9 protein-coding genes and 1 riboswitch are annotated in these 11,508 nt (G+C 69.3%); of the genes, 6 read left to right on the top strand and 3 right to left on the bottom strand.

The annotated features are described in order from the left end of the window. Positions 1–83: 83 nt before the first annotated feature. Both LXT21_RS31530 and LXT21_RS31525 read right to left on the bottom strand, forming a co-directional pair. A complete protein-coding gene (locus LXT21_RS31530; RefSeq protein ID WP_254041922.1) occupies positions 84–827 on the bottom strand; it encodes an SAM-dependent methyltransferase in 744 nt (247 codons plus the stop codon). Further along, entirely contained in the window at positions 824–973 is a 150-nt protein-coding gene (locus LXT21_RS31525) for a hypothetical protein (RefSeq protein WP_254041921.1), read from the bottom strand. The genes LXT21_RS31530 and LXT21_RS31525 overlap by 4 nt, the downstream gene beginning before the upstream one ends. Before the next feature lie 258 nt (positions 974–1,231). On the opposite strand from LXT21_RS31525, the gene LXT21_RS31520 reads away from it, so the two are divergent. From LXT21_RS31520 to LXT21_RS45500, 4 genes are all read left to right on the top strand, one after another. Continuing rightward, entirely contained in the window at positions 1,232–2,731 is a 1,500-nt protein-coding gene (locus LXT21_RS31520) for a M20/M25/M40 family metallo-hydrolase (RefSeq protein ID WP_254041920.1), read from the top strand. A 146-nt stretch (positions 2,732–2,877) separates the two neighbouring features. Further along, positions 2,878–3,996 (top strand): hypothetical protein, encoded by a 1,119-nt coding sequence (locus tag LXT21_RS31515; protein WP_254041919.1) that lies wholly within the window; start codon positions 2,878–2,880, stop codon positions 3,994–3,996. Beyond that, positions 3,993–4,766 (top strand): hypothetical protein, encoded by a 774-nt coding sequence (locus tag LXT21_RS31510; protein WP_254041918.1) that lies wholly within the window; start codon positions 3,993–3,995, stop codon positions 4,764–4,766. The genes LXT21_RS31515 and LXT21_RS31510 overlap by 4 nt, the downstream gene beginning before the upstream one ends. Positions 4,767–4,907: 141 nt before the next feature. Continuing rightward, positions 4,908–6,134: an adenylate/guanylate cyclase domain-containing protein gene (locus LXT21_RS45500; protein ID WP_254041917.1), complete on the top strand. Its 1,227-nt coding sequence runs from the start codon at positions 4,908–4,910 to the stop codon at positions 6,132–6,134. Positions 6,135–6,140: 6 nt separating this feature from the next. Here LXT21_RS45500 and LXT21_RS31500 read toward each other — a convergent pair whose 3' ends face one another. Then, entirely contained in the window at positions 6,141–7,910 is a 1,770-nt protein-coding gene (locus LXT21_RS31500; protein ID WP_254041916.1) for an MDR family MFS transporter, read from the bottom strand. A 182-nt stretch (positions 7,911–8,092) separates the two neighbouring features. Continuing rightward, positions 8,093–8,307, top strand: a riboswitch (cobalamin riboswitch). Between the two features lie 265 nt (positions 8,308–8,572). Here LXT21_RS31500 and LXT21_RS31495 point away from each other — a divergent pair. Both LXT21_RS31495 and LXT21_RS31490 read left to right on the top strand, forming a co-directional pair. Further along, on the top strand, positions 8,573–9,937 hold the full coding sequence (locus tag LXT21_RS31495) for an aminotransferase family protein (RefSeq protein WP_254041915.1): 1,365 nt from the start codon (positions 8,573–8,575) through the stop codon (positions 9,935–9,937). After that, a complete protein-coding gene (locus tag LXT21_RS31490) occupies positions 9,934–11,493 on the top strand; it encodes an aldehyde dehydrogenase family protein (protein ID WP_254041914.1) in 1,560 nt (519 codons plus the stop codon). Before LXT21_RS31495 ends, LXT21_RS31490 begins: the two co-directional genes overlap by 4 nt. Positions 11,494–11,508: the final 15 nt, after the last annotated feature.

Below are 11,508 nucleotides of genomic sequence, written 5' to 3'. Positions count from 1 at the left end.
GTGCCCGGGTGCAGGGCAACCACAAGGCCGAGCCCTGACGGTGGGGCTCAATTCCTGTCGCATTCCCAGGACAGCGCAATCGCTCAGGTGGGGCGGCGCAACAGATAGAAGACGTAGCCGTAGGCGTGGCCGTGGTGACGGTAGAGGTCCGTCTCGCGGTGGGCGTCGGCGATGACCTGGCGGAGGGGCTCGTCGGCGGTGGGGGCGAGGCGCCGGGCGCGCTCGAGCAGCGGGGTGTAATAGCTGTCCCACCACGCGGAGGGCGGGAGGGTGAAGGTGTCCAGCACCTCGAGGCCCGCGGCGTGGGCGGCGGCGCGGTTCTCCTCGACGGTGCCCATGGAGGGGGAGCCCTGGGCCCAGAAGTCCACGGCCTCGGTGGGGCGGGCGTCGGTGAGCCAGGTGCACTCGGTGATGGCGGTGACGCCTCCGGGGGCGAGCAGGGGCCGCCAGCGCGTGAGGCCGGGGCCGAAGCCCAGATGGTAGATGGCACCCTCGGACCAGAGCAGGTCCACGGATTCGTGGGGGAGGTCGAGCGCACCCATGTCCTGACAGCGTGTCTGGATGAAGGTTTGCAGTCCTCGCGCGCGGGCGTCCTGTTCGAGTTGGTGGAGGAAGGGTGGGTGGAGATCCACCGCGAGGATGGGGGTCCGCAAGGCTTCGGCGAGCACCAACGTCTGTCTTCCGTTGCCGCAGCCCAGGTCCACGACGCGGGGGGCGGGTGGCAGGGATGGCAGGCGCCCCAATGCCTCACGTGTGCAGGCGTCACTGCCAGGACCCAGCCGTGGCAGGTCGCCGTAGAGGGTGAAGAATGCCTCGTCTGTCGTCATGGACCGATTATCCGCTGAATACCACATTTCATCACCTCTTGATGATGATGTGGCTGTAAAAATGAACCACTTCCTGGGAAAAGATTGTCCGCTTGTACGCTGAGTGAGGTACCGGGCTTGACGGCGTTGCGAATGATCTTCAACATGCCCGCCACGTTTCCTCCCAAAGAGTGAGACGCAGCGGCGGCTATTGCCTCCCCCAAAAGCGATACCGCCGTATGAAGTCCCAGTTGAGCCCCGCGCGCCGCGTTCCCCCTCTCGGCGCGCGGTGGCCCCTGGGATTCTCCGAAATCCTCTCCAGGTTCACGCAGCAAGCGTCTTGGACTCGCACGGTGCGTCGAGCGCATCGGGCTTGCGAGGCCTGAGGGCCGGGCGGAGAGTGGGCGCCTCTTCCGGAGGTCCTCTTGCCCGTCTCCACGCTCATCCTGTCGTCATCCCTGGCGCTGCAGCTCGTGTCGGGTGCCGCCCCCGCTGCTCCCGCGAAGTCCTCGGCCCCCGTGAAGTCCGCCGCGCCCGCGAAGAAGGCGTATGCGCCGCCGCTGGCCGTGGCGGAGAAGCTGGTGGGCCCCGCGCTGACGGAAGGACATTCCTACGCGCGGCTCGCGGAGCTGACGGATGGGATTGGCCCGCGCCTGTCGGGCTCCGAGGGCGCCGCCGCCGCGGTGCAGTGGGCGCTCAAGAGCTTCAAGGCGGATGGCGTGAAGGCGTGGACCGAGCCCGTGAAGGTGCCTCGCTGGGTGCGCGGCGAGGAGCGCGCGGAGATTCTCCCGTCCGAGCTCACGCGCGGCCATCCGCTGTTCATCCTCGCGCTGGGTGGCAGCCCGCCGACGGCGCCCGAGGGCCTCACCGCCGAGGTGGTGGAGGTGACGTCGCTGGAGGCGCTCGCGACGCTGGGTGACTCGGTGAAGGGGAAGATTGTCTTCTTCAACCACACCATGTCGTCGCCCGCGGACTACGGACGCTTCGCGGGGCTGCGCGGTCGAGGCCCGGCGCTCGCGGCGAAGGCGGGCGCGGTGGGCTCGCTGGTGCGCTCGCTGGCCACGGCGTCGCTGCGCACGCCGCACACGGGCTCCACGCGCTTCGATGACGAGGGGCCTCGCATCCCCGCCGCGTCGGTGACGACGGAGGAGGCGGACCAGCTCCACCGTCTGATTGCGAAGGGGCCGGTGCGCGTGAAGATGGTGCTCGGGTGCTCGGAGCTTCCGGACGCGGATTCGCACAACGTGGTCGCCGAGGTGCGTGGCCGTGAGAAGCCGCAGGAGATCGTCCTCATCAGCGCGCACCTGGACTCGTGGGATGTGGGTACGGGCGCGCATGACGACGGCGCGGGCGTGGTGATGGTGATGGAGGCCGCGCGGCTCATCGCGAAGCTGCCCCAGGCGCCCCGGCGCACGGTGCGGGTGGTGCTGTACATGAACGAGGAGAACGGCCTGCGCGGTGGACGTGCATACGCGGAGGCGCACGCGGCGGAGCTGTCCAAGCACGTGGCCGCCATGGAGATGGACTCGGGTGGCGGGCGGCCGGTGGCGGTGAGCCTGCGCTCGGGGCCGGGTGGCAAGGAGCTGCTGGAGCCGTGGCTGTCGCCGCTGGTGGCGCTCGGCGCGGCGCAGTTCTCCACGCGTGAGGCCGGGGGCGCGGACATCAGCCCGCTCGTTCCCGCGCGCGTGCCGTTCTTCGGCGTGGAGGTGGATGCGAGCCGCTACTTCGATGTGCACCACACGCACGCGGACACGTTGGACAAGGTGGAGCCACAGGACCTGGCGCGCAGCACGGCCGCCACGGCGTGGGTGACGTACGCGATGGCGGAGTCCCCGGAGACGCTCGCGCGGCCGGAGGCGCCCACCGCGCCCCCGGGTGGCGGTGCGCCCGTGGCGACTCCTCCGAAGGCCGCGTCGGGGCACTGAGCGCAGGGCGGGGGCTCGGCCTTGCGGGCCCTCTGTGGCACCTGCGCGGGCTTTGATGCTGGTGACTTAATTTTGTCGATAGCGCCAAGAATGGCGCTAATCTTGCGCCAGTTTGGCGCTGAATGCGCCAGTATCGACAAAATTGAATGAAGCCTGAGAGACCCCACTTCAGAGAAGAGTTCTGGGAGAACCCACCGGCGCTTCCGCCGGGCGTGGAACTGGTGCGCCAGGAGGGGCTCGTCGTCCCTCGAACAGGTCCGGGAGGGGAGTCGGCCTATGACCTCGCGGAGGTCCGGCTTTCCGAGGCAAAGGTCCCAGTGTTGTTGAGCTACCGTGCGCCCTTGTTCCCCGCGCAGGTGGTGGCCCAGAAGGACAAGTTGCAGTCGCTCCGTGAGCAGCTTCGCCTCAGGGAGTCGGACGTCGGCAAGCTGCCGACCTTCCGAGTTCCGATGCTCGTCACCGACTCCGCGTCGCCCCGTGTGGTCGAGGCGTGCGCGAACAACGAACTCGCGCTGGTGGATCAACGCGGAACGTTCTTCCTGCGCGCGGGGAGCACCTTCATCAGGATTCAGGGGAGCGGTTCATCGAGTCGTGTCCCGCGTGAGCCCGTGTTCCACGGCAAGGGCAGTCGCATCGTGCGCGTGCTGCTCAAGTTCCCCGGCCGCCGCTGGACGGTGCGCGCTCTCTCGGACCAGACCCAGACGAGCTACACGTATGCCCACGGGGTCATCAAGCGGCTCACCCAGGAGGGACTGGTAGATGTCAGTGGCGGCGTGCGACTTCGCGAGCCTGTGGGCCTGTTGAAGACCTGGATGAAGCACGGGCGTCCCACGGCCATCTCGAAGGAGGGCTTCAACGCGCCCTCCACGACGCCGGATGTGCTCGACCGCGGATATCGAAGGCTGGAGTCACAGGGGATTCGCTCCATCTTCTCCCTGGCGAGTGGGCTTGAGCCCGATGAGCGATTCGTCTCGGGGCTACCTCACGGGCTCTATCTCTCGGGTTCGCTGGAGAGGGCCATCGATGCCTTCGGGTTGCGCCGGATGACGCCATACAACTTCTGGATTCTCCGCGCGGATCCTGCGGCGGAGACGGAGGTGGGTGGTGTCTACTTTGGCGAGAGGTCCCTCGCGCACGGCCCGGGCGTATCGCTCCCGCAGTTGGCCGTGGACTTCCAGCACAGTGGCGGGCGCGGCGAGGAACAGGCGGACGAGCTGCTGCGTCGCTTCGCGAAGTCGTTGCCGCTCGTCGAGGAATTGGAATGACCGACGAGGAGCGGTTCGACGAAATCCTGGGTGAACTCCGGGAGCTGTTACTCGACCTGGGCGCGCTCTCGACGCCTGTGATGCTCATCGGCGGACAGGTGCTTGCAGTGGAGTCGAAGCGCCGCGGGGGCACGGGAGTCATTTCCGTCGAGACGGACACGGGCGTGGCTGTGGAGCGAGGCTTCTCGTTCGAGCCCGACCTGCTGTTCGACATGGATGGCTCAGGGTTCATGGCGGAGCGGCTTCCTGAGGTGCTCAAGTCTCGAAACTTCGCGCGAACGAAATCGTACCGGTGGTCGAAGACGCTGCTCAGCGGCACGAGTATGGACTTGGACCTCTTCGCGCCGGATGACGTGGAGGTCGACGACCTTCCCACGCAGATGACGCGCCTGCCGGACTCGCGTGTCGCCCTGCGTCGGAGCCAGAGCGTATCGCTCCCCGTGGGTGGCAAGTCCCTGGTGATTCTGCTGCCCGACGCCGTGGGCTTCCTCACGATGAAGGAGCGAGCCAAGCGCGAGCAACGCCCGGAAAAGTTCAAAGACAGCTTCGACATGTTCGTCTACGTGAAGCTGGTGGGAGCCGAGTCTGTGCGTGCGGCGCTCGAATCTGCAGGGGAAGAAGGCCGGCTCTTGCGAGCGCGACTGAAGGACCTCTTCTGGAGCAGGGACGCGCCGGGCGTTCAGGATGTCCTCACGTACGCTTCGCAGCATTCCACCGACGAGCAGGAGTTGTTGGCGCAGGCCGTCGTCGATCTGTTCGAAGAGCTGTGAGGTCCACGCACACTCGGGGGAGGGGCGGCGGGGACAGGCACCCTCCCGCTCGCTCCCCACGGTCTTCGTTGACGCTCCGGGTTCGTCATGGTTGCTTGGCGCCCGGCCCGGCTCGGCCCGCTGGGGAGTGGTGAGCGCCTCGTGAAAGTGAATGCCGGAGACTCGCGAAGCCTTCGCGACCATGCCTTCTCCTCCGTGGTGGGCTGGCTCGCCGTGGAAGCGAGGCGTCTGCCCAATCCCGTGCCGCTGCTCTCGGGCCTGTGCGAACGGCTGACCGCGTGCGGCGTGCCCGTGTCGCGCGCCTCCATCGTCCTCTTCACGCTGCACCCGCTGCTGCACGCGAAGAGCTTCCGCTGGCGCCCTGGACATGACGCCACCTCGGAGGTCCATCCCCACGGCCTCCAGCACCTCCCCGCGTTCTCGAAGAGCCCCTTCAAGGCCCTGCGTGAGGGACTGCCCGTCATCCATCGCCGCCTGGAGCAGCCACTCCCGGACGGCGACTTCCCCATGTTCGCCGAGCTGCGCGCCGAGGGGCTCACCGAGTACCTCGCGCTGCCGGTGTGCTTCAGCGACGACTCGCGTCACGGTGTCTCCTGGGCCACCTCCGCGCCTGGGGGCTTCACCGATGCGCACCGTGCGCTGCTTCACGAACTGCATCCCATGCTGGAGCTGGTGATGGAGGTCTTCGCGCGCAAGGACATGACGGGCGTGCTGCTCGACACCTACCTGGGTCGAGACGCGGGACGCCGTGTCCTCCAGGGACAGATTCGACGCGGCGACGGCGAGACGACCTCCGCCGTCATCTGCCTGAGTGACCTGCGCAGCTTCACCGTGCTGTCGGACGCGCTGCCTCGCGACGCGCTGCTGGAGCTGCTCAACGCCTACTTCGAGACGATGGTCGGCGCCTTCCACTCGCACGGCGCGGAGGTGCTCAAGTTCATGGGCGACGCCGTGCTGGCCATCTTCCGCATCGACGAGCATGCGCTCGTGGAGGACCGCTGCGCCGCCGCCGCGCGCACCGTCCATGATGCGGTGCGTGCCAGCGAGCAGGACAATGCCTCACGCCGCCGCAAGGGTCTGCCCACCTACGAGTTCGGAACGTCCCTCCATGTCGGCGACGTGATGTACGGGAACATCGGCGCGTCGGACCGGCTCGACTTCACCGTCATCGGCCCCGCTGTGAACCTGGCCAGCCGCATCGCGGGCCTGTGCGCGGGGCTCAACGAGCCCGTGCTCCTCTCCGAGTCCTTCGTCTCCCACTACCGTGGCGATGTGAAGGACCTGGGTCACCACCCCGTCAAGGGCGTACCTCATCCCGTGCGCATCTACACGCTGGACTCGGAGTCCTCCGCGCTCACCGCCGCGTGAGCCGATTCACTCCGATGGCGCCGGTACCCGCGCGCGCCCGCGTTGCAGGGGCTGCTCGGGCAGCTTCAGCGTCACCAGGAACGCGAGCAGCGCGACGAAGATGGCGCAGCGGTACACCGCCTCCACCGCCCGCGTGAAGGACTCCTTCAGCGCCAGCGCTGTCCGGTCGACCGCCTCCAGCGCTCGCTGTTCCTTTGCGTCCACGTCGGAGACATGCTGCTCGCGTGGGGCCGCATCGCTCTCCCGCGCCCCCGGGCTCTGAAGAGTCTTCCGCTCGGCCTCCAACTCCGCGCGCACGCGCTCCTTCACCTTCTCCGCCTGGAAGGCCGACTGTGCCGGGCCCGCCTCGCTTCCCCCAACACCCGGCACCGCGGAGGCCAGCTCCGCGCGCAGCTTCGGCGGCAGCCCCTCCGTGGCGCTCGCCACACGGGTGCCCAGTTGATGCGACAGCGTCGTCGCGAACACCGCGCCCAACAACGCCACACCCAACGTCATCCCCAGCTGACGGAAGAACGTGGCCATCGCCGTGGCCACGCCGATGCGCTGCGGTGACACCGCGTTCTGGATGGCCAGCGTGTAGAGCGGAATCGACGGTCCCAGGCCCACGCCGACCAGGACCATCTTCACGGTGACCTCCGTCTGCGTCGACGTGGGCGTCAGCGTGAACCCCATCACCGTGAAGCCCACCATCAACACCCCCAGCGAGCCCAGCATCAGCCCCTTGTACCGGCCGATGCGCGACACCAGTTGCCCGCTGAGCACGTTGCCCGCCACCACGCCCAACGTCAGCGGTGTCAGCGTCAGCCCCGAGTGCGTGGCCGACAGCCCCACCACGTTCACCATGAACAACGGCAGGAACACCACGCCCGACAGGAACACCGCGCCGATGATGAACACCGCCACGTTCCCCAACGCGAACGTCCGGTCCTGGAACAGCTTCAAGTCCAACAGCGGCTCCTGCGCCCGCGTCTCCTCGCGCAGGAACAACACCGTCCCCATCGCCGCGAGCGCGAACAACCCCAGCACCTGCCACGAACCCCATGCCCATCCTCCACCGTGCGCCACCTGCTCCGCGCCACGTCCCAGGCTGAGCGCGAGCAACAGCGGCACCACCGCCAGCGCCAGCAGCACCGCGCCCGTCACATCCAGCTTCCCGCGCGAGGCCCCCGGAGGCTTGAGCGCCGGCATGCGCAAGAGCACGAGCGCGAGCGCCACCGCGCCCACCGGCAGGTTGATGAAGAACACCCAGTGCCATCCCAGCCGGTCCGTGATGAAGCCCCCGGCCAGCGGCCCCACCACGCTCGACAGACCGAACATCGCGCCGAACAGGCCCTGGTACTTGCCTCGCTCGCGCGGCGGATAGAGGTCCGCCACCACCGACAGCGACGCGGTGAAGAGCGCCGCGCTGCCCACTCCCTGCACCGCGCGATACAGGATGAGCGTCAGCGTCGAGCGCGACACGCCGCACAGGAAGCTGCCCAGCAGGAACACGATGATTCCCGCCGCCAGCACCGCGCGCCGGCCCAAGAGGTCCGACAGCTTCCCCCACACGGGCACCATCATCGTCGACGCGACCAGGTACGACGTCGTCAGCCACGGATAGAGCGCCGGAGAGATGCCCAGGTCCGCCTGGATGGAGGGGCCCGCCGTGGCCACAATCGTCTGGTCCAGCGCCGCGAGCAGCAGCCCGAGCAGCGCACCCGACATCGTGAACACCTTCTGTGCGCGGGTGAACGTGAAGGGCGCGGCAGCGGTGGTCGCGGCGGACGGAGCCATAGTCTCGGGGCGTCCTCCGACGCGGAGGGCCACCGATGAAGGTGACGCCTGCGCACGGGATGCGCCAGCGCTCATGCACGGCAGGTTGCTCGTCGAACATCCGTGAGCGCACAGCGGACGTCGCGTCCATGCGCGTCGAGCGCGCACCGGCGCTTCGCTTGACAGTCCGAAGAGGCGAACAGTACATACCGCCCCATGTTGGTGCCCGGACCTCGGTCCGAGCTTAAAAGGGAACCCGGTTCGATTCCGGGGCTGCCCCGCAGCGGTAAGTGAGAACGAGCCTCGTCATCCGCACTGGTTCCCTCGGGGAGCTGGGAAGCGACGAGTCGTAGGAAGCCGGCCCTCAAAAGCCGAAGCGCTCACGAGCCCGAAGACCTGCCCGCATCCGGCCGTGGGAGAAATCCACGGACGGTTTCGACCTGGAGCCGCGTGGGACGGCCGGAAGGTTCGAGCGGCGCTCGTGCCTCGACGGGCCCTCACGCACGCTCGACTTCTCCGACCTCCATCCCCCGTGTCTCCAGTCGCCCGTGGGGGCGAAGGTCGGTCCGTGGGCTCCAGTCGGAGCCTGGTGTGCGCTCACGCGTGCATCGCGACTGCCCTTCTTCCACGCGGGAGCCCTGTCGGGCGACCTCCGGTCGTCCGCGCTGCGTGGAGGACGGACGATGCGGGAAGAAGCCAGGCACACGGTGCGCTACCCCCAGGGGAACGTGCTGCTGCGCAATCTCGCGCGCGACTTCCCCGTGGTGACGCACGGTCAGGGCGTCCACCTCTTCGACGCGAGCGGCAAGCGCTACCTGGACGCCTCCGCCGGCGCGCTCGTGGCCAGCGTGGGCCACGGCAACCGCGAGGTGGCGGACCGCATCCACGAGCAGCTCCTGCGCGTCGCCTACGTCAACGGCACCCACTTCACCACCGACGTCACCGAGGAGCTCGCCTCGCGCCTGTGCGCCCACGCGCCCCAGGGGCTCACGCGCGCCGCGTTCCTCGGCTCGGGCTCCGAGGCGGTGGAGGCCGCGGTGAAGTTCGTCCGCCAGCTCTGGGTGGAGCGAGACGAGCCCCAGCGCGGCAAGGTCATCGCGCGCGTGCCCGGCTACCACGGCAACACGCTGTACGCGCTCTCGCTGTCGGGCCGGCCCCACTACAAGACCTTCTTCGGCCCCATGCTGGCGGAGGTCGTCACCACGGCCGCGCCGTACCCGTACCGCTCCGGCCTGGAGGACTACGCGCGCGACGGCGCCGAGCACTACGCGCGGCTGCTCGAGGAGACGATTCGCCGCGAGGGCCCGGACACCATCGCCGCCTTCATCGCGGAGCCCGTCATCGGCTCGTCCGCGGGCGCGTCGCCTCCGCCGCCCGGCTACTTCGAGCGCGTGAGCGCCGTGTGTCGCGAGTACGGCATCCTCACCATCGCCGACGAGGTGATGTGCGGCTGTGGTCGCACCGGCCGCTTCTTCGCCAGCGACCTCTACGGCTTCACGCCGGACGTGCTGGTGCTCGGCAAGGGCATCAGCGGGGGCTACGCGCCCTTGAGCGCGCTGCTCATCCGCGAAGAGCACCTGGAGGAGCTGCGCCGGGGCTCGGGCGGCTTCATGCACGCGCAGACGTACCTCCAGGCGCCCGCGATGACGGCGGCGGGGCTGGCGGTGCTCGACTACTACGAGCGGCACGACCTGGTGGCCCACGCCGAGCGCGTGGGCGCGCACCTCCAGCGACGGCTGCGCGAGGCGCTGGGCACGCTGCCGCACGTCGGCTCCGTGCAGGGCGTGGGGCTGATGGCCGGCATCGAGCTGGTCGAGGACATCGCGAGCAAGCGCCCCTTCCCGCGCGCGCGCAAGGTCATCGAGCGACTGCTCGCGGCGCTGTTCGAGCGAGGGCTCGTCCTCTGGTCCAACACGGGCCACGCGGACGGGACGAACGGGGACCTGCTCATGGTCGGCCCCCCGCTGGTCATCACCGAGGCGGAGGTCGACGAGCTGGTCGACACGCTCGCCCGCGGCATCCACCACTTCTTCCAGGAGGCGTCATGAGTTTCCGCATCACCTACTCGGTGCTGGAGGCGGACCTGTCCGCGCTGCACGCGCAGTTCGACGAGGCGCTCACCGCCGTGCGCTCGAAGCTGGGCGGAGAGCTGCCGTCGTGGCTCGGGGGCGAGGCGTTCCGGAGCGGAGACCTGCTTCAGAGCCGCAACCCGGCGCGGCCGGACGAGGTGCTCGTGTCCGTGCACCGCACGCCCGTGGCCGAGGTGGACCGGGTGGTGCGCGTGGCGCGCGAGGCCCAGCGCGGCTGGGGCGCGACGCCGTGGCAGGAGCGCGTGCGCATCCTCCGCCGCGCCGCGGACCTCATCTCCGAGCGGCGCATGGCGCTGTCCGCGCGCATGACGCTGGAGGTGGGCAAGAGCCGCCTCGAGTCGCTCGGTGACGTGGAGGAGTCCGCGGACCTGCTGCGCTACTACGCCGGTCAGCTCGAGCAGGCGGAGGGCTACTCGCGGCCCATGGCGCGGCTGTCCCCCAACGAGGACACGCGCAGCGTGCTGCGGCCCTACGGCGTCTTCGTCATCATCTCGCCGTTCAACTTCCCGCTCGCGCTCGCGGCGGGGATGAGCGGCGGCGCGCTGCTCGGCGGCAACAGCGTCATCCTCAAGCCCAGCGAGGAGACGCCCTGGTGCGCGGAGGGCCTGTACCAGGCGCTCGCCGACGCGGGCCTGCCTCCCGGCGTCTTCCAGGTCGCGCACGGCGAGGGCGAGACGGTGGGCGCGGCGCTGGTGCGCCACCCCGGCATCGACGGGGTGTCCTTCACCGGGAGCAAGGCGGTGGGCATGGAGCTCCACCGGCAGATGTCCACGGGCCGGGTGCGGCCGTGCCTCCTGGAGCTGGGCGGGAAGAACCCGGCCATCGTCTGTCGCGACGCGGACCTGGAGGCCGCCATCGAGGGTTGTTTCCGCTCCGCCTTCGGCATGTCCGGCCAGAAGTGCAGCGCGCTGTCGCGCATCTACGTGCACGAGTCGCTGTACAACGCGTTCACCGATGGCCTCGCCGCGAAGGCGCGCGCCGCGCAGGTGGGGGACCCGTCGCTCGCGTCCGTCTTCACCGGCCCCGTCATCAACGCGGCGGCGGTGAAGCGCTTCGAGCGCGCCGTGGACGAGGCCCGTCAGGACGGCGCGGTGATGGCCGGCGGTGGACGTCCTCGCCTGGATGCGGCGCTCGCGAAGGGGTACTTCGTGGAGCCCACGGTGGTGGCGCTGTCGCACGGACATCGCCTCATGCGCGAAGAGCTGTTCCTGCCCTTCGTCGGCGTGACGCGCTTCTCCACGTTGGACGAGGCGCTCCGGCTGGCCAACGACTGCGACTACGGCCTCACCGCCGGCATCTTCAGCCGCGGCGACGAGGACGTGGAGCGCTTCATGGCCCAGGCCGAGGCGGGCGTCCTCTACGCCAACCGCCGCACGGGCGCGACGACGGGCGCGTGGCCCGGCGTGCAGTCCTTCTGCGGTTGGAAGGGCAGCGGCGGGTCCGGCAAGGGCGGCTGCGGCCCCTACTACGTCGCTCAATTCATGCGCGAGCAGGCGCAGACACGGATGGGCTGACGCCCTCGACAGGAG

Origin of the sequence: Myxococcus guangdongensis (assembly GCF_024198255.1) — a bacterium.
GTDB lineage: Bacteria > Myxococcota > Myxococcia > Myxococcales > Myxococcaceae > Myxococcus > Myxococcus guangdongensis.
Note: the sequence above shows the minus strand (reverse complement) of the source record. Positions and strands in the feature narration are given on the sequence as shown.

Coding starts and splice junctions, on each gene's coding strand:
- LXT21_RS31530 (WP_254041922.1), bottom strand. CDS start 827: ATGACGACAGACGAGGCATTCTTCACCCTCTACGGCGACCTGCCACGG.
- LXT21_RS31525 (WP_254041921.1), bottom strand. CDS start 973: ATGTTGAAGATCATTCGCAACGCCGTCAAGCCCGGTACCTCACTCAGC.
- LXT21_RS31515 (WP_254041919.1), top strand. CDS start 2,878: ATGAAGCCTGAGAGACCCCACTTCAGAGAAGAGTTCTGGGAGAACCCA.
- LXT21_RS31510 (WP_254041918.1), top strand. CDS start 3,993: ATGACCGACGAGGAGCGGTTCGACGAAATCCTGGGTGAACTCCGGGAG.
- LXT21_RS31500 (WP_254041916.1), bottom strand. CDS start 7,910: ATGGCTCCGTCCGCCGCGACCACCGCTGCCGCGCCCTTCACGTTCACC.
- LXT21_RS31495 (WP_254041915.1), top strand. CDS start 8,573: ATGCGGGAAGAAGCCAGGCACACGGTGCGCTACCCCCAGGGGAACGTG.
- LXT21_RS31490 (WP_254041914.1), top strand. CDS start 9,934: ATGAGTTTCCGCATCACCTACTCGGTGCTGGAGGCGGACCTGTCCGCG.